Consider the following 16,960-nt stretch of genomic DNA (forward strand, 5'->3'; position numbering starts at 1 on the left):
GGCGGAGAGTTTTTATCATGGTTTTTCAAAAACTGCACGGCTGTCGTATCGATAGGCTATATCGGTTTGTTTGGTTGGTATTCGATTGAATAGACCTGGGGCTTGATATTCTGCGGCGTTGCCCGCAGTAATGACCTTCAAAAGGACTTATCCAACCCTTAGAGGCCCGTTTCATGTCTGTGATCGACCTGCGCAGCGACACCGTGACCCAACCCACCCCCGGCATGCGAGACGCGATGGCCACTGCCGCCAGCGGCGATGACGTGTACGGCGAAGACCCCAGCGTCAACCATCTGGAAGCCGAAATGGCCAGGCGCCTGGGCTTTGAAGCCGCGTTGTTCGTGCCCACCGGCACCATGAGCAACCTGCTGGCGTTGATGGCCCATTGTGAGCGCGGCGAGGAGTACATCGTCGGCCAGCAAGCCCACACCTACAAATACGAAGGCGGTGGCGCGGCGGTGCTCGGTTCGATCCAGCCGCAGCCGCTGGAAGTGCAGGCGGACGGTTCACTGGATTTGCACGAGGTGCTGGCGGCGATCAAGCCGGACGACTTCCACTTCGCCCGCACTCGCCTGCTGGCGCTGGAAAACACCATGCAGGGCAAGGTTTTGCCGCTGGCGTACCTGGCCAAGGCGCGGGCGTTCACCCGTGAGCATGGCCTGGCGCTGCACCTGGACGGTGCGCGGATCTATAACGCTGCGGTCAAGCTGGGGGTGGATGCGCGGGAAATCGCCCAGCATTTCGATTCGGTTTCGGTGTGCCTGTCCAAAGGCCTCGGCGCGCCGATTGGCTCAGTGCTCTGTGGTTCGACGGCGTTGATCGCCAAGGCGCGACGCCTGCGCAAGATGGTTGGCGGCGGCATGCGCCAGGCCGGCTCACTGGCGGCGGCGGGGCTGTATGCATTGGATCATCAGGTACAGCGCCTGGCCGACGACCACGCCAACGCCCAATGGCTGGGGGACGAGTTGCGCAAGGCTGGCTATGAAGTGGAGCCGGTGCAGACCAACATGGTCTACGTGCAGGTCGGCGACCAGGCCCAGGCACTGAAGGCGTTCGCGGCCGAGCGCGGGATCAAGTTGAGTGCCGCGCCGCGTCTGCGCATGGTCACCCATTTGGATGTGAGCCGCGCGCAGATCGAGCAGGTGCTGGCGACATTCGTCGAATTTTCGCGCAAATGACCCTGCAGACCGTCCAATTGAACCTTTCAATCGTATAAACACGCTGTACCACCGGCAAAGGGCCGATATAATGCGGCCCTTTGCCGTCGCTCCGTCTGATGATGTTGCGCACTGGCCTTTGGCCGCAGCCTCCGTGGAAGAACCTAATGAAAAGCGCAGAAATCCGTGAAGCCTTCCTTCGCTTCTTCGAAGAGCAAGGTCACACCCGTGTCTCCTCCAGCTCTTTGATCCCAGGCAATGACCCAACCCTGCTGTTCACTAACGCGGGGATGAACCAGTTCAAGGACTGCTTCCTGGGCCAGGAAAAACGCGCGTACACCCGTGCCACCAGCAGCCAGAAGTGCGTGCGTGCCGGCGGCAAGAACAGCGACTTGGAAAACGTCGGTTACACCGCTCGTCACCACACCTTCTTCGAAATGCTGGGCAACTTCAGCTTTGGCGACTATTTCAAGAAAGATGCGATCACCTTCGCCTGGACCTTCCTGACCGGCGTGTTGAAGCTGCCCAAAGAAAAGCTCTGGGTCACCGTCTATGCGACGGACGACGAAGCGTATGACATCTGGACCCAGCAAATCGGCGTGCCTGAAGAGCGCATGATCCGTATCGGCGACAACAAAGGCGCGCCGTACGCTTCCGACAACTTCTGGACCATGGGCGATACCGGCCCGTGCGGCCCTTGCACCGAGATCTTCTACGACCACGGCGCCGACATCTGGGGTGGCCCGCCAGGCTCGCCGGAAGAAGACGGTGACCGCTACATCGAGATCTGGAACAACGTATTCATGCAGTTCAACCGCACCGCCGACGGCGTGTTGCATCCGTTGCCAGCGCCGTCGGTCGACACCGGCATGGGCCTGGAGCGGATCAGTGCGGTGATGCAGCACGTGCATTCCAACTACGAAATCGACCTGTTCACCAACCTGCTGAGCGCCTCGGCGGCGGCCATTGGCTGTGCCAATGACAACCAGTCTTCGCTCAAGGTGGTGTCCGATCACATCCGTTCCTGCGGCTTCCTGATCGCCGATGGCGTGCTGCCGTCGAACGAAGGCCGTGGATATGTGCTGCGCCGCATCATCCGCCGCGCCTGCCGCCACGGTAACAAGCTGGGCGCCACTGGCAGCTTCTTCTACAAGATCGTCGCCGCACTGGTTGCCGAGATGGGCGACGCCTTCCCGGAGCTCAAGCAGCAGCAAGGTAATATCGAGCGCGTGCTCAAGGCTGAAGAAGAGCAGTTCTCCAAGACCCTCGAGCACGGCCTGAAAATCCTCGAGCAGGATCTGGCCGGGCTCAAAGGCACCGTGGTGCCGGGCGACGTGGTGTTCAAGCTGTACGACACCTACGGCTTCCCGATGGACCTGACTGCCGACATCGCCCGTGAGCGCGAGCTGACCATCGATGAAGCCGGTTTTGAGCGCGAGATGGAAGCCCAGCGTGTGCGTGCACGTTCCGCCAGTTCCTTTGGCCTGGACTACAACACCTTGGTCAAGGTTGATGTGCCGACCGAGTTCACCGGCTATAGCGCTACCGTGGGCTCGGCCAAGATCGTCGCCATTTATAAAGACGGCAAGTCGGTCGACGTGTTGAACGAAGGCGAGGAGGCGGTAGTAGTCCTGGACCAGACGCCGTTCTACGCCGAGTCCGGTGGCCAGGTTGGTGACTGTGGTTTCCTCAGTTCGACGTCCGGTCGGTTTGAAGTGCGCGACACCACCAAGACCGGCGGTGCGTTCCTGCATCACGGCAAGTTGGTGCTGGGCAACCTGACCGTTGGTGCGCCGGTCGACACTCAGGTCGACGCCAACGTGCGCCACGCCACGGCGCTGAACCACTCGGCCACTCACTTGCTGCACGCTGCACTGCGTCAGGTGCTGGGCGATCACGTCCAGCAGAAGGGCTCGTTGGTCGATAGCCAGCGCCTGCGTTTCGACTTCAGCCACTTCGAAGCGATCAAGCCGGAGCAGATCAAGGCCCTGGAAGACATCGTCAACGCCGAGATCCGCAAGAACACCCCGGTGCAAACCGAAGAAACCGACATCGAGACCGCCAAGGCCAAGGGCGCCATGGCGCTGTTCGGCGAGAAGTACGGCGACAGCGTGCGCGTACTGAGCATGGGCGGTGATTTCTCGGTGGAACTGTGTGGCGGTATCCACGCCAACCGCACCGGCGACATCGCCCTGCTGAAAATCATCAGCGAAGGTGGTGTGGCGTCCGGTGTGCGGCGTATCGAGGCAGTGACCGGTGCTGCGGCCCTGGCCTACCTCAATGCGGCCGAAGAACAACTCAAGGAAGCGGCCAGCCTGGTCAAGGGCAGCCGCGACAACCTGATCGACAAGCTGTCCGCCGTACTGGAGCGCAACCGCGCCCTGGAGAAACAGCTGGAGCAGTTGCAAGCCAAGGCAGCCAGTGCGGCGGGCGACGATCTGTCGGCTTCTGCGGTGGACGTCAAGGACGTGAAAGTCCTGGCCGCGCGCCTGGACGGTCAGGACGGCAAGGCGCTGTTGGCCTTGGTCGATCAGTTGAAGAACAAGCTCGGCCGCGCAGTGATCCTGCTCGGCGGTGTCCATGAGGATAAGGTCGTTCTGGTTGCCGGTGTAACCAAGGACCTGACTGGCCAACTCAAGGCCGGTGATTTGATGAAACAAGCCGCTGCGGCAGTGGGCGGGAAGGGTGGTGGTCGTCCGGACATGGCGCAAGGCGGTGGTGTAGACGCCGGTGCCCTGGACGCGGCCCTGGCCCTGACCGTGCCGTTTGTCGAGGCGGGTATTTAAGGCGCCATGATTGAGCCCATGGTCTAGTCATGGGCTCGCTCCGGTGCTGGAAGATTTGTTTATTGGGCGCCCCTTTACGGGCTGAGGCGGCTTAGAAATGGCTTTGATCGTACAGAAATTTGGAGGCACCTCGGTCGGCTCCGTCGAACGAATCGAGCAGGTGGCCGACAAGGTTAAGAAATTCCGCGATGCCGGCGACGACCTGGTGGTGGTGCTGTCGGCCATGAGCGGCGAGACCAATCGCCTGATCGACCTGGCCAAGGCTATCAGCGGTGATCAAGCGCCGCTGCCGCGTGAGCTGGATGTGATCGTGTCTACCGGCGAGCAGGTGACCATCGCGTTGCTGGCCATGGCGCTGAACAAGCGCGGTGTGCCGGCGGTGTCCTACACTGGCAGCCAGGTGCGCATCCTCACCGATAGCGCACACACCAAGGCGCGCATCCTGCAGATTGACGATCAGAAAATTCGTGCTGATCTGAAAGCAGGGCGCGTGGTAGTTGTAGCCGGCTTCCAGGGTGTGGACGAGCACGGCAACATCACCACCCTCGGGCGTGGCGGTTCGGACACCACCGGCGTGGCGCTGGCAGCGGCTCTCAAGGCTGATGAGTGCCAGATCTACACCGATGTGGATGGCGTCTATACCACTGACCCGCGTGTGGTGTCCGTGGCCCAGCGCCTGGACAAGATCACCTTTGAAGAGATGCTGGAAATGGCCAGCCTCGGTTCCAAGGTGTTGCAGATCCGTGCGGTGGAATTCGCCGGCAAGTACAACGTTCCGCTGCGCGTATTGCACAGCTTCAAAGAGGGTCCGGGCACCCTCATTACTATTGATGAAGAGGAATCCATGGAACAGCCGATCATTTCCGGTATCGCTTTCAACCGTGATGAAGCCAAGCTGACCATCCGTGGCGTGCCAGACACCCCGGGTGTGGCCTTCAAGATTCTCGGCCCGATCAGTAATGCGAATGTAGAAGTCGACATGATCGTGCAGAACGTTTCGCACGATAACACCACCGATTTCACCTTCACCGTGCACCGCAACGAGTACGATGCGGCGTTCAAGATCCTGGAAAACACTGCCAGCGAGATTGGCGCGCGTGAAGTGGTGGGTGACACCAAGATTGCCAAGGTGTCGATCGTGGGCGTGGGCATGCGTTCCCATGCCGGCGTTGCCAGCCGCATGTTTGGCGCCCTGGCCAAGGAAAGCATCAACATCCAGATGATCTCCACGTCGGAGATCAAGGTCTCGGTGGTGATCGAAGAGAAGTACCTGGAACTGGCTGTCCGCGCGCTGCATACCGCGTTCGAGCTCGACGCTCCGGCCCGACAGGGCGAGTGATGCGGTAATGCCAGGAAGGCGCGGTTTACCGCGCCTTTCCTTTTTTTGTAGGGCGCATGTTCTTTTGCGTGGGCTCGACAATACTTAGGCGGGTAGGGCCATGGCCTTTGGGTTGTAGGTCGAACGCCTTTTTTTTGCAGACTGTTGTTCCTGAACTGAAATGCGTGAGGAGAAAGGTATGCTGATTCTGACTCGTCGTTGCGCAGAAAGCCTGATTATTGGTGATGGCGAAATCACCGTGACTGTGCTCGGCGTCAAAGGCAATCAAGTGCGTATTGGGGTTAACGCTCCGAAAGAGGTAGCGGTCCACCGTGAGGAAATCTACCTGCGGATCAAGAAAGAGAAGGACGAAGAACCAAGCCTTTAATTTTTATCGTTTTTTATGTTTGCAAACGGGGATGAACGTGGTTAATATACGCCCCGTGTTGCGGAGAGCTGGCCGAGTGGCCGAAGGCGCTCCCCTGCTAAGGGAGTACACCTCAAAAGGGTGTCGGGGGTTCGAATCCCCCGTTCTCCGCCATTATTTGCTTAGTACGTTGCAATCTGGTTTTTTCGTAAGTTGTTGAAATTAAACGAAAAAATAGCTTTACATAGAGATTGAACGGCCTATAATGCGCGGCAACAAATGCACTCGTAGCTCAGCTGGATAGAGTACTCGGCTACGAACCGAGCGGTCACAGGTTCGAATCCTGTCGAGTGCACCATTTAAGAGTCAGTTGCAGCAATGCAGGTGGCTTGGCTCCAACCAGTTGTGATCTGGTCTAAAAACACAATCTGCACTCGTAGCTCAGCTGGATAGAGTACTCGGCTACGAACCGAGCGGTCACAGGTTCGAATCCTGTCGAGTGCACCATACAAACAAAAAGCCCGCCTAGTGCGGGCTTTTTGCCGTCTGGGGTTTGTGTGGGAATGATCCCGGGTTTTATCTTTTCTCCTACGTCATGTGTTTTCCTTTCGGGCAGCGTCGTCGCAGTTCATAGATCCAGCCATTGCTCAGCTTTTGCTCGCAAGCGCTTGTTCTTGCCAGTTTTTTAACGTTTAAAGCGGTCGGGCGGTGTATCATTGCGCCCGTCAGCCCCGCCGGGGCTTGTGGAATACCTCCATGGACTTACCCAGTAGTTACTCAGTACCCCGTTTTACCAATCATGAATTGACTGATTGATCCTTCCGGCGTGCCCCGCTGCTGGGAGTGGAGTTCGCCTATGACCGAAGTAGAAGTAAAGAAAACACAAGAAAGCCTGCAGGATCGCCTGGCTCAAGTCATCGAGCTGCTGCAGCGCCAGCGTGTGGTCGAAGACCTTACGCATCGCCAGGAAGGTCCGAACCACGACCGCGTCGAAAACCTGGTCCACCGCCAAAACCTCGTCGAGTTGCAGCGCAAGCTCGATGATCTGCACTCCGCCGACGTCGCTTACATCCTCGAAGCCTTGCCGCTCGATGATCGACTGACCCTCTGGCAGTTGGTCAAGGCTGACCGCGACGGCGACATCCTTCTCGAAGTATCCGACTCGGTCCGTGAAACCCTGATCGCCGACATGGACGATCACGAGCTCCTGGCTGCGGCCAAGGAGATGGACGCCGACGAACTCGCTGACTTGGCCCCTGAGCTGCCGCGTGACGTCGTGCACGAGCTGATGGAGGCCCTCGACGGCCAGCAACGTGAGCGAGTGCGCTCCGCGCTGTCCTATGACGAGGACCAGGTCGGCGCCCTGATGGACTTCGAGATGGTCACCATCCGCGAAGACGTCAGCCTGGAAGTGGTTCTGCGCTACCTGCGCCGGCTGAAAGAGCTGCCTGGCCATACCGACAAACTGTTCGTGGTCGACTACGAAGGCATTCTCAAGGGTGTGCTGCCGATCAAGCGTTTGCTGGTCAATGATCCGGACAAGAAAGTTGCGGACCTGATGGCCAGCGACACGGTGAGTTTTCACCCGGACGAAGATGCGTACGAGGCTGCCCAGGCGTTCGAGCGTTACGACTTGATCTCGGCGCCGGTAGTCGACAAGAACGGCAAGCTGATTGGTCGTTTGACCATCGATGAAATGGTCGACTTGATTCGTGAGGAAAGTGAGACCGAAGTCCTCAACATGGCGGGTTTGCGTGAAGAGGAAGACATTTTTGCATCGGTCTGGCGCTCACTGCATAACCGTTGGGCGTGGTTGGCGATCAACCTGATTACCGCGTTTATTGCGTCGCGGGTGATTGGGTTGTTCGAGGGCTCGATCGAGAAATTGGTGGCCCTTGCGGCGCTGATGCCGATTGTGGCCGGCATCGGCGGCAACTCGGGTAACCAGACGATTACCATGATCGTGCGTGCCATGGCGCTGGATCAGGTGAGTACCGCCAATTCATCGCGCTTGCTGCGCAAGGAGCTGGCGGTTGGCTTGATCAACGGTCTTGTGTGGGGTGGGGTAATTGGTGTGGTGGCTTACTTGCTCTACGGCAGTTGGTCGCTCGGCGTCGTGATGACGGCCGCCATGACCCTCAACCTGCTGCTGGCCGCCTTGATGGGTGTGTTGATCCCCATGACCCTGGCCCGCCTCGGACGCGACCCTGCGATGGGTGCCAGTGTGATGATCACCGCGATGACCGACAGTGGTGGCTTCTTCATCTTCCTGGGGTTGGCAACGATCTTCCTGCTTTGATCCAACCCCGATGGGGGCAGCTCTGCCCCCTTGCTGCATCCTCTTCCCAAATCCCAGGCAAAAAAAAGCCAGCACATGGCTGGCTTCGGCTTTCAGGTGCAGATCAATTGGCTTCTGCGGCCGCCTCAACGTCGTGCGCGATAAGCGAGACGAGAGCATTTTGCTGGCGGTGGGAGAGCTGACGAAAACGCTGCAGCAGTTCGCGTTCGTGCAGTGACAGCTCGGGGCTGTCCAGGCGCATGCTCAACTCTTCGCCCAACGCACCTTCCTGAATAAGGCTTTGCTCCAGGCGCGCGATGATTTCGGAGTTCATGCTGCGGTGATGATTGCGAGCCACCTCGGCAATGCGTTCCCGCATTCCGTCTGGCAGACGTACGACGAACTTGTCAGCCGTACGGCTGGAATAAATTGCCTGTTTCAATGGGCGCATATATTTAACCGGTTAGTTCAGGGGAGCGGTTTCTGGAATTGGCCGCAAGCGATGAGTGTTAAGACAAGGCTCACGACCAAAGTTCAACCTGAATTGCAAAGAGGCCGCATCATGCCTCAGATTTGCCAGTTCCTTGGCGTCAATTCTGTGACAAATATTGAACTGCCTAAAGGCTTAATGCCAGCACTGATTTGCATTTTTGCGGACTGGTTGGAAAACTTTTTGGCGAAGGATTTCATCCAGTAATGATCGCGCAAAGCCCGGCCGCAAAAGGGTTTTAGGCCGCACATCGTATAGCAAAGTGGCCTTTTGCCCTTGAGTTTAAGACTAGTGGCAATTTGCCGATTTACTAGCACGAGGCGACATAAGGTAGGTGGGAGTCAACGCAGTACGGGGTCGAATTTGATCCGGCGACCCACGATGAGGGTCAGCAACAGAATGCCGGCAAACACGCCGCTGGCGATAAAAGCGCTGGATTGCACGTCCCGCGCGCTGGCATTCAGTCCCAGGATGGCACTGGCCAGGGTCAGGCAGAGAAACAGCCAGGCGGGCTTGTTCATTGGGACGTCCTCAGAAAACCCAGTGTTCGGCGGATGGCGCTGCTTGAGTGCCCTGGGTCAGGTGAATGTCGGATTGCGGTTTGACGGCCATCACGGCCAGTTGCGGACGCTGTTGCAAATGATGGGGCACGGGCTGACGCAGCTGCGCGGTGTCGTCGCTAGTGTTCGATTGGAAATGGAAGGCCACCAATGCCGCCAGGGCTGCGGTGTTGAGAGCTAACAGAAGGGCGCTGTTCATAATCATGTTCTCCGCAGCAGGCATGGCCGAGTTGGTTTTATAAGGGAAGTATTGCAGAACCCGTGCCAAGGTTTTAATTCAATAAAATCAGTTACTTAAGTGTAGTTTGGTGGGCTGTTTTATTGCAATTTGCAATGCTGGCATTTTGGGGTAATGCATTTTGCACGATGGCGCCAAGTGCCCGGTTCCACGGGACCAAACGGCAGCTACCCCGGTAAGCTGCGGCCTACACTCAAAAAGCCTACAGACGACATGACAAAACCCAACCCGGCCGTTAACATGCACGCCGTCCGTCGCACCGCCCCTCGGCGAGATGACGGTCATTGGTCCCAGTAGCTCAATTGGATAGAGCATCCCCCTCCTAAGGGGAAGGTTGGCCGTTCGAACCGGCCCTGGGACACCAGATCCAAAGCCCCGCACAGATTGTTCTGGCGGGGCTTTTTTGTGGGCGCTTTTTAAAGATGTGTCGAACCTTGACGCTGTTCAGGGTTCACAGCAGGTGCGCGGTGTATTTATCACGATCTATGTACCTTGCAGCCAGCCGGGCAGCGTCTGACGGTTAAGCAAAATAATCCCCGGAAACAGCATATGCCGCCTGTCCGGACCCGCCCACCCAGGACTATCATGCCGATAGCCCTGTCTCTCACCGCAAGGAGCCGCTCGGAACGCCGATGCGCCAGATCTGGAAATCTTTTCGAGCCCTTTATTTCGCCTCTTTGATGATGCTGATCGGCTCCGGCCTGCTCAGTACTTACCTGGCCTTGCGCCTGGCGGCCGACCATGTGGACAGCCTGTGGGTCGGTGCGCTGATGGCGGCCAACTACTTTGGCCTGGTGCTGGGCGGCAAGATCGGGCATCGCCTGATTGCCCGGGTCGGGCATATCCGTGCGTATGCCACCTGTGCCGGGATCGTCGGCGCGGCAGTGCTGGGGCATGGCCTGATTGACTGGCTGCCGGCGTGGATCGTACTGCGGGTCATTGTCGGCCTGGGGATGATGTGCCAGTACATGGTCATCGAGAGTTGGCTGAATGAACAGGCGGACGCCAAGCAGCGCGGAGTGGTGTTCAGCGGCTACATGATCGCCTCCTACCTGGGGCTGGTGCTGGGTCAACTGATCCTGGTGATGCACCCCCAGCTCGGCCTCGAATTGCTGATGTTGGTCGCGTTGTGCTTCGCCCTGTGCCTGGTGCCGGTGGCGATGACCCGACGGATTCACCCGGCGCCGCTGCATCCGGCGCCGATGGAACCGCGCTTCTTTATCAAGCGGGTGCCGCAGTCGCTGAGTACGGTGCTGGGCGCGGGGTTGATCGTCGGTTCGTTCTACGGCCTGGCGCCGCTGTATGCCTCGCAGCAAGGCTTGAGCACCGAGCAGGTCGGTCTGTTCATGGGTAGCTGCATTTTTGCCGGTCTGGTGGTGCAGTGGCCGTTGGGCTGGTTGTCTGATCGCTATGATCGCGCCCTGTTGATTCGTTGTTTCGCCCTGTGCCTGGCGGTGGCGGCGTTGCCGTTGGCGGTGCTCACCCAAGTGCCGTTGGAAGTGCTGTTCGTGGCCGGGTTCGTGTGCTCCCTGGTGCAGTTCTGTCTGTATCCGCTGGCTGTGGCGTTCTCCAATGACCACGTGGAAGGTGATCGCCGCGTCTCGCTCACCGCGATGTTGCTGGTGACCTACGGCGTGGGTGCCAGTATCGGGCCGTTGCTGGCCGGTGTGGTGATGAAGCTGTTCGGCAGCCAAATGTTGTACGCGTTCTTCAGCCTGTGTGCGTTGATCCTGGTGTGGCGCATCCGGCCGAAGGCGGTGACCAACCTGCATCAGGTGGACGATGCGCCGCTGCATCACGTGGCCATGCCCGACAGCATGTCCAGTTCGCCGCTGGTGGCGGCACTGGACCCGCGGGTCGATGAACAGGTGGTGCAAGAGCAGATGCAGACCGCTGCGCCGCAGGAGCCTGAGGCCGAGACTGAAGCCGATGCGCAGCCAGCGGTTGAAGAGCCTGCCTTCGAAGGGCCACCGGAGCCCTTGGGCCCCGAAGAGCATCCCCATGACTTGAGCAGGGCACGCCCCTGAATGCAAAAACGGGCAGATCCCATCAGGATCTGCCCGTTTTTTTGCTGCATGCGTTAAGGCTTAAAAGTCGTCGTCTTTGTCAAAACGCCGTGCTTCACGTTGCAGTTGGTACACAAACCGTTCGACCTGGCGTTGTACCAGGCCACTCATGTTGTGGAAGCGCACGCCAGCGAAGGTGGTGTTGATCTTCTCTTCGAAGTGCAGGTAACGCAGTTCGACGGAGGTGGTCATGCTGCCGAAGGGCAGGGCGGCGATAAAGCGGTCATAGACCTGGCCCAGTTGCAGGCGCTCGGAGATGTCGCCTTCAAAACGCAATTTGCAGCCAGTGGCGGAGATGTCCAGCAGCTTGCCGCTGACCGGCGCCTTGAGTTTCTCGCCGCCCAGCTCGATGTTCACCAGTTGTGCCAGCTTCAGCGCGGCGCGAAAGGCATTGCGGCGCTGATGGTAGACCACCTCGTCCGGCATGCTGCCGGTGTAGATACGGTGGCCGTCTTTTTCACTGATGGTGTAGGTGCCATTGCTTTCCCAGGCGACGCGCACGCCTTCGTGGAAACCTTCGATGCGAAATGGTTCACCGCTTTCGAGGAAGCGCTCGCCATCGCGCGGGATCATTTCGTCCAGTGCCAGGGTCTTTTTGTCCCGGTCGACGTCCACCAGGTAGCTTTGGAAGCGCTGGCTGCGTTCGTGGAAGGTGATGATCAGCGGGTCGTGGCTTTCTTGCAGCATCCGCAAGGTGCCGACAATTTCCAGGGGCGTAGTGAGTACCTTGGGTGGCTGCGGTGCATCTTCCGCATTAAGGGCGTTGAACACGGTTCTTCCATCTCCAGACAAAATACGACTACACGCAAGAACCGGCATTTTGCCAGTATGTGGCGCGCCTTGGATAGGGCGCGCTGTAAACCGGCGTCAGGCTTGGCTGCGGGTGCTTGGCTTGACCAGGCGTGAGGTGGAGCCTTGGGCGTTGTACAAGGCTGGAGGCTCACCGCCATGGAGTATACGCAACTGGTTGGCGGTCGTGGCTTGCTGAAGTTGGATCGACTGACCGTTGAGCAGGTTGGCTTCCTGGCATTGGGCGAGCAATTGATTGAGTTCTTTGCTCTGCGCCAGCAACTGGTCGCCGACGGAGGAGTGACTGGCCAATTGTGCGAGGCCGTCGTGGTCAGCGGGCAGGCCCAGGCTGAGGAGAATTTCACTGCGTTTCTTGCCGTGTTGTTCCAGCAGCACGATCAACGACTGCTTGCGTGCCAGGATTTCTTCCAGCAGGGGCATGTCCCGGCCATAGAGGGCCAGGGATTCTTCTTTTAGCAGCTCGAGCAAATGTTGCGTCGGCGCCAGATCATCAATGATCAGTTGAAGCAGGTTTTCGTCGTGGTGCATGGCTGGCCTTGGGGTTTAAGCGTCCAAAAGCCCGGCGCAGGCCTTTGCCTAGCGCTCGGCTTCGAAGTTAAGCAGCTTGCTGGCTACACGGTTGCTGTCGACTTTGTAGCTGCCATCGGCGATTGCTTGTTTCAATTCGGCCACGCGGGCCTTATTGACAATCGGCTGATCGCGCAGCGAGTCAGTGACCTTCTGCAACTGTTGAGCCTCATTGCTCAGGTGTACGGATTCCCCGCTTTGGCTGGCGCCAACCTGTTCTGCCTTGGCGGGCAGCGGTTGCGGCTTGGCTTCTACGCTGTCCTTGGCACCGCTGGTGCGCGTAGAGCCGGGCAAAGCCTGGGTACTGTTTAAACGGCTGAAATCGATGACCATGATAAAAAAACCTCTGGGTATTTGGACGCTTGCCATGTTTTCGGCCATACCCGGACAAACTTTAGGCTCGATTGACAATAAACCTGCGCGCGCTGACGTCTGACGCACAGTGTAGAAAAAGCCGGCGCCCGATACCAGTGATCTATAAAGCCACTTCGACTTGCCCCGGGGCTGTCACCCGCGCCTTGATCACTCGATTGGAGTTGAGGTTCTTTACCCGTATCTGTTCGCTCATACCGCCGTTGGACAGCGCTTCCCCTGGCATTTTCACCTGCAACGCACCGCTGCTCGCGGAAATAACCACCTGATCACCCTTGCGAATTACTTCGGCCTGCTCCAGATGCACCAGGGTAATGACCTGGTCGGTGACCACTGGTCGGGTCAATTTCTGCCCGACGGCCTGGTCCACGGAGGTGAGGTAGCCCTGGCTGATCAGGCTGATGTCGCGTTCACGCAGTACAACATCGTCGAGACCGATGATGCCGGTGCGCTTCAGTGGGCGGGCGACCACCACCACATCGCGGAACAGTTTGACCTGCGCCGGCACGAACACCGTCCAGGGTGACGCGCCTTCGCAGCGCACTTTGACCGTCACGCGACCAATGGGTTGGGCGGGACTTTCCAGGGTGGCTGTCAATTCCTTGTCGCACATTGGCATACGCAAACGCGGGTCCAATGGGTTGACTTGGATTTCATAACGCCCCGGCGTCTGTGTGGTTGCCAGATAATCTTCTACAGTGAACTCAAGAAACCCCTGAGTGACGCCGATAAGTAGATCAGGCAAGGTGACGTTGTCCGCGCGGGCCGCGCTGTTGAGGCCCAGGGCGAACAATGCCAGCGAGACGCAGAGCAATCTGCTGTACCGTGGTAATTGAAGGCGTCGGGAAACTGTCGTTTTAATATCCATAGCCAATAATTAGCAAAGCTCGTGCCGTTTAGAGTTGGGTGCGCGTCGCACCCTCAAAGGTTTTAGCGTAGGAGTCTGGGCATGGCAGGAGTAATGGATTCAGTAAACCAGCGCACACAGCTGGTAGGGCAGAATCGCCTGGAGTTGTTGCTTTTTCGCCTGGATGGCAAACAGCTATATGGCATCAACGTATTCAAGGTGCGGGAGGTGCTGCAATGTCCCAAGCTGACGATCATGCCCAAGTCCAGCCCGGTGGTGTGTGGCGTCGCCAACATCCGTGGTGCGACCATCCCGATTCTTGACCTGGCCCTTGCCACTGGTTCGTCCGGTTTGCAGGACCGCGAAAGCCCGTTCGTGATCATTACCGAGTACAACACCAAGACCCAGGGGTTCCTGGTGCGCTCGGTGGAGCGCATCGTCAACATGAACTGGGAAGAGATCCATCCACCACCCAAGGGCACCGGCCGCGATCACTACCTCACGGCGGTGACGCGGGTCGATAACCAGTTGGTGGAAATCATCGACGTGGAGAAGATCCTCGCCGAAGTGGCGCCGACCTCGGAATCGATTTCGGTGGGTGTGGTCGACGCTGAAACCGCACACAAGGCAATTTCGTTGCGTGTGCTGACGGTGGACGACTCGTCGGTGGCGCGCAAACAGGTGACCCGTTGCCTGGAAACCATCGGTGTTGAGGTGGTGGCGCTCAATGATGGCCGCCAGGCCCTGGATTACCTGCGCAAGCTGGTGGATGACGGCAAGAAGCCGGAAGAAGAATTCTTGATGATGATTTCCGACATCGAGATGCCGGAAATGGACGGCTACACCCTCACGGCCGAGATCCGCAACGATCCACGCATGCAAAAATTGCATATCATCCTGCATACTTCATTGTCAGGCGTATTCAATCAGGCGATGGTCAAGAAAGTCGGTGCCGATGACTTCCTGGCCAAATTCCGCCCTGATGACCTGGCAAACCGGGTAGTCGACCGGATCAAGGCAGCAGATCACGGCTAGGGGCATTTGCCCCTGGCGGTCACACGATTTAAGAGGCGGTATCATTGTCTACGGGTAATTTGGATTTCGAACAGTTCCGGGTCTTCCTGGAAAAAGCCTGTGGCATATTGCTCGGTGAAAACAAGCAGTACCTGGTATCCAGCCGTCTCAACAAACTGATGGAACAGCAGGGCATCAAATCCCTGGGTGAGTTGGTGCAGCGTATCCAGGGCCAGCCGCGCAGCGGGCTCAAGGAAATGGTGGTCGATGCCATGACCACCAACGAAACCCTGTGGTTTCGTGATACCTACCCGTTTGAAGTGCTCAAGAGCAAAGTGCTCCCGGAGGCCATCAAGGCCAGCCCGGGCCAGCGCTTGCGCATCTGGTCGGCGGCGTGCTCCTCGGGGCAGGAACCGTATTCGATCTCGATGTCCATCGATGAGTTCGAGCGGACCAACATGGGCCAGCTCAAGGCCGGTGCGCAGATCGTCGCCACCGACTTGTCCGGCACCATGCTCACCAACTGCAAGACCGGCGAATACGACAGCCTGGCGCTGGGCCGTGGCTTGTCCCAGGAGCGCCTGCAACGTTACTTCGAGCCGAAAGGGGCAGGGCGTTGGGCGGTCAAGGCGCCGATCAAGAACCGGGTGGAGTTTCGCTCGTTCAACCTGCTCGACAGCTACGCCAGCCTGGGCAAGTTCGACATGGTGTTCTGCCGCAACGTGCTGATCTACTTCTCGGCCGAAGTGAAGAAAGACATCCTGTTGCGCATCCATGGCACGCTCAAGCGTGGCGGCTATTTGTTCCTGGGTGCTTCCGAGGCGCTGAACGGTCTGCCGGATCACTACCAGATGGTGCAGTGCAGTCCTGGGATCATCTACCAGGCCAAGTAAGCATCAAAAACGTGGGAGCCAGGCTTGTGTGGGGGCTGGCTTGCCTGCGATAGCATCACCTCTGTATCACTGAAGTACCGAGGTGTCTGCATCGCAGGCAAGCCAGCTCCCACACAAACCAGCTCCCACAGTTGTTTTTGCGGCAATCCTCTCAATAGCGGCAAACCCCATTGCCGCTTTACTGGCACCACGCGGAAACCCATTGCCGCTTTTCTGGCATTGCCGCCCGGCAACTTCCCCGCAAAGCCCTGAAACACGGGCCTTCGAAGAATTGGCACACACCTTGCTATAACCCTGTTAACGAAAAGCAGGTCAGCCTAAAGGTTTCCGCCATGAGCATCAGCTTCGATAAAGCGCTCGGTATCCACGAACAAGCCCTGGGCTTCCGCGCCCAGCGTGCCGAAGTCCTGGCCAACAACATTGCCAACGCCGATACCCCGAACTACAAGGCTCGGGACCTGGACTTCTCCGCCGTGCTCGCCGCACAGCAGGACAAGAACAAGAACGGCACCTTCGCCTTGAACATGACCAACAACCGTCATATCGAAGCGCAAGGCCTGAGCAGTGGGGACGAGTCGCTGCTGTATCGCACGCCGATGCAGCCGTCGATCGACCAGAACACCGTCGACGCCCAGCTGGAGCAATCGGCCTACGCCGAGAACTCGGTGAACTTCCAGGCCAGCTTCACCCTGCTCAACAGCAAATTCAAAGGGCTGATGTCAGCCCTGCGTGGAGAGTAAGCCATGTCCCTGTCCAGTGTTTTCAATATTGCCGGTAGTGGCATGAGCGCCCAGACCACGCGTCTGAACACCGTCGCCAGTAACATCGCCAACGCCGAAACCGTGTCGTCGAGCATTGACCAGACCTACCGCGCCCGCCACCCAGTGTTCGCCACCATGTTCCAGGCCGGTCAGAACGGCGGCAGCGACTCGTTGTTCCAGGAGCAGGGTGCCGCAGGTTCCGGCGTGCAGGTGTTGGGCGTGGTCGAAGACCAGAGCAACCTCGAAGCCCGCTACGAACCCAACCACCCTGCCGCGAACGAAAAGGGTTACGTGTACTACCCCAACGTCAACGTGGTCGAGGAAATGGCTGACATGATTTCCGCCAGTCGCTCGTTCCAGACCAACGCGGAAATGATGAACACCGCCAAAACCATGATGCAAAAAGTCCTGACCCTGGGTCAGTGATAAGGGGCGC

At 58.5% G+C, this 16,960-nt stretch carries 17 protein-coding genes and 4 tRNA genes; 14 read left to right on the forward strand and 7 right to left on the reverse strand.

The genetic code is table 11. The features are described from left to right. Nucleotides 1-173: 173 nt before the first annotated feature. The 8 genes from ltaE to mgtE all read left to right on the forward strand — a co-directional run bounded on the left by ltaE (nt 174) and on the right by mgtE (nt 7,927). On the forward strand, nt 174-1,178 hold the full coding sequence (gene ltaE / locus IB241_RS23860) for a low-specificity L-threonine aldolase (RefSeq protein ID WP_192300647.1): 1,005 nt from the start codon (nt 174-176) through the stop codon (nt 1,176-1,178). 146 nt (nt 1,179-1,324) lie between these two features. Then, nucleotides 1,325-3,943 carry an alanine--tRNA ligase gene (alaS, locus tag IB241_RS23865; protein WP_192300648.1) on the forward strand — a complete coding sequence of 873 codons (2,619 nt, stop codon included), beginning with the start codon at nt 1,325-1,327 and terminating at the stop codon, nt 3,941-3,943. Nucleotides 3,944-4,040: 97 nt separating this feature from the next. Beyond that, nucleotides 4,041-5,282 carry an aspartate kinase gene (locus tag IB241_RS23870; RefSeq protein ID WP_192300649.1) on the forward strand — a complete coding sequence of 414 codons (1,242 nt, stop codon included), beginning with the start codon at nt 4,041-4,043 and terminating at the stop codon, nt 5,280-5,282. Between the two features lie 178 nt (nt 5,283-5,460). Then, nucleotides 5,461-5,649, forward strand: a complete 189-nt coding sequence (gene csrA, locus IB241_RS23875; RefSeq protein WP_003175645.1) for a carbon storage regulator CsrA — start codon at nt 5,461-5,463, stop codon at nt 5,647-5,649. A gap of 62 nt (nt 5,650-5,711) precedes the next feature. Further along, nucleotides 5,712-5,802 (forward strand) — tRNA-Ser (locus IB241_RS23880). A gap of 107 nt (nt 5,803-5,909) precedes the next feature. Beyond that, nucleotides 5,910-5,986 (forward strand) — tRNA-Arg (locus IB241_RS23885). Nucleotides 5,987-6,058: 72 nt separating this feature from the next. Then, nucleotides 6,059-6,135 (forward strand) — tRNA-Arg (locus IB241_RS23890). Between the two features lie 349 nt (nt 6,136-6,484). After that, nucleotides 6,485-7,927 carry a magnesium transporter gene (gene mgtE / locus IB241_RS23895; protein WP_192300650.1) on the forward strand — a complete coding sequence of 481 codons (1,443 nt, stop codon included), beginning with the start codon at nt 6,485-6,487 and terminating at the stop codon, nt 7,925-7,927. Nucleotides 7,928-8,030: 103 nt separating this feature from the next. On the opposite strand, the gene IB241_RS23900 is transcribed toward mgtE, so the two are convergent. The 3 genes from IB241_RS23900 to IB241_RS23910 all read right to left on the reverse strand — a co-directional run bounded on the left by IB241_RS23900 (nt 8,031) and on the right by IB241_RS23910 (nt 9,155). Then, a complete protein-coding gene (locus tag IB241_RS23900; RefSeq protein WP_003193592.1) occupies nt 8,031-8,357 on the reverse strand; it encodes an Arc family DNA-binding protein in 327 nt (108 codons plus the stop codon). A gap of 380 nt (nt 8,358-8,737) precedes the next feature. After that, a complete protein-coding gene (locus IB241_RS23905; protein WP_192300651.1) occupies nt 8,738-8,917 on the reverse strand; it encodes a PA3371 family protein in 180 nt (59 codons plus the stop codon). 10 nt (nt 8,918-8,927) lie between these two features. Further along, nucleotides 8,928-9,155: a hypothetical protein gene (locus IB241_RS23910; protein ID WP_192300652.1), complete on the reverse strand. Its 228-nt coding sequence runs from the start codon at nt 9,153-9,155 to the stop codon at nt 8,928-8,930. A gap of 326 nt (nt 9,156-9,481) precedes the next feature. Here IB241_RS23910 and IB241_RS23915 point away from each other — a divergent pair. Next, nucleotides 9,482-9,558: transfer RNA gene (locus tag IB241_RS23915), tRNA-Arg, on the forward strand. 268 nt (nt 9,559-9,826) lie between these two features. Continuing rightward, nucleotides 9,827-11,221, forward strand: coding sequence for an MFS transporter (locus IB241_RS23920; protein WP_192300653.1), 1,395 nt, complete (start codon nt 9,827-9,829; stop codon nt 11,219-11,221). A 60-nt stretch (nt 11,222-11,281) separates the two neighbouring features. Here the strand turns inward: IB241_RS23920 and IB241_RS23925 are convergent, their stop codons facing one another. The 4 genes from IB241_RS23925 to flgA form a co-directional block, all read right to left on the reverse strand. Then, on the reverse strand, nt 11,282-12,031 hold the full coding sequence (locus IB241_RS23925) for a flagellar brake protein (RefSeq protein WP_192300654.1): 750 nt from the start codon (nt 12,029-12,031) through the stop codon (nt 11,282-11,284). A gap of 96 nt (nt 12,032-12,127) precedes the next feature. Further along, nucleotides 12,128-12,598, reverse strand: a complete 471-nt coding sequence (locus tag IB241_RS23930; RefSeq protein WP_192300655.1) for a flagella synthesis protein FlgN — start codon at nt 12,596-12,598, stop codon at nt 12,128-12,130. A 48-nt stretch (nt 12,599-12,646) separates the two neighbouring features. Next, nucleotides 12,647-12,970: a flagellar biosynthesis anti-sigma factor FlgM gene (flgM, locus tag IB241_RS23935; RefSeq protein WP_192300707.1), complete on the reverse strand. Its 324-nt coding sequence runs from the start codon at nt 12,968-12,970 to the stop codon at nt 12,647-12,649. Between the two features lie 142 nt (nt 12,971-13,112). Further along, entirely contained in the window at nt 13,113-13,877 is a 765-nt protein-coding gene (gene flgA / locus IB241_RS23940; RefSeq protein ID WP_192300656.1) for a flagellar basal body P-ring formation chaperone FlgA, read from the reverse strand. 81 nt (nt 13,878-13,958) lie between these two features. Here flgA and IB241_RS23945 point away from each other — a divergent pair, with 81 nt between their 5' ends. The 4 genes from IB241_RS23945 (at nt 13,959) to flgC (ending at nt 16,950) form a co-directional block, all read left to right on the forward strand. Then, nucleotides 13,959-14,891, forward strand: a complete 933-nt coding sequence (locus IB241_RS23945; RefSeq protein ID WP_192300657.1) for a chemotaxis protein CheV — start codon at nt 13,959-13,961, stop codon at nt 14,889-14,891. A gap of 44 nt (nt 14,892-14,935) precedes the next feature. Beyond that, entirely contained in the window at nt 14,936-15,763 is an 828-nt protein-coding gene (cheR, locus tag IB241_RS23950) for a protein-glutamate O-methyltransferase CheR (protein ID WP_060756330.1), read from the forward strand. A gap of 332 nt (nt 15,764-16,095) precedes the next feature. Continuing rightward, nucleotides 16,096-16,503, forward strand: coding sequence for a flagellar basal body rod protein FlgB (gene flgB / locus IB241_RS23955; protein WP_159936855.1), 408 nt, complete (start codon nt 16,096-16,098; stop codon nt 16,501-16,503). A 3-nt stretch (nt 16,504-16,506) separates the two neighbouring features. Next, on the forward strand, nt 16,507-16,950 hold the full coding sequence (gene flgC / locus IB241_RS23960; protein ID WP_192300658.1) for a flagellar basal body rod protein FlgC: 444 nt from the start codon (nt 16,507-16,509) through the stop codon (nt 16,948-16,950). Nucleotides 16,951-16,960 lie beyond the last annotated feature (10 nt).

It is taken from the genome of Pseudomonas sp. PDM05 (genome assembly GCF_014851685.1).
GTDB lineage: Bacteria > Pseudomonadota > Gammaproteobacteria > Pseudomonadales > Pseudomonadaceae > Aquipseudomonas.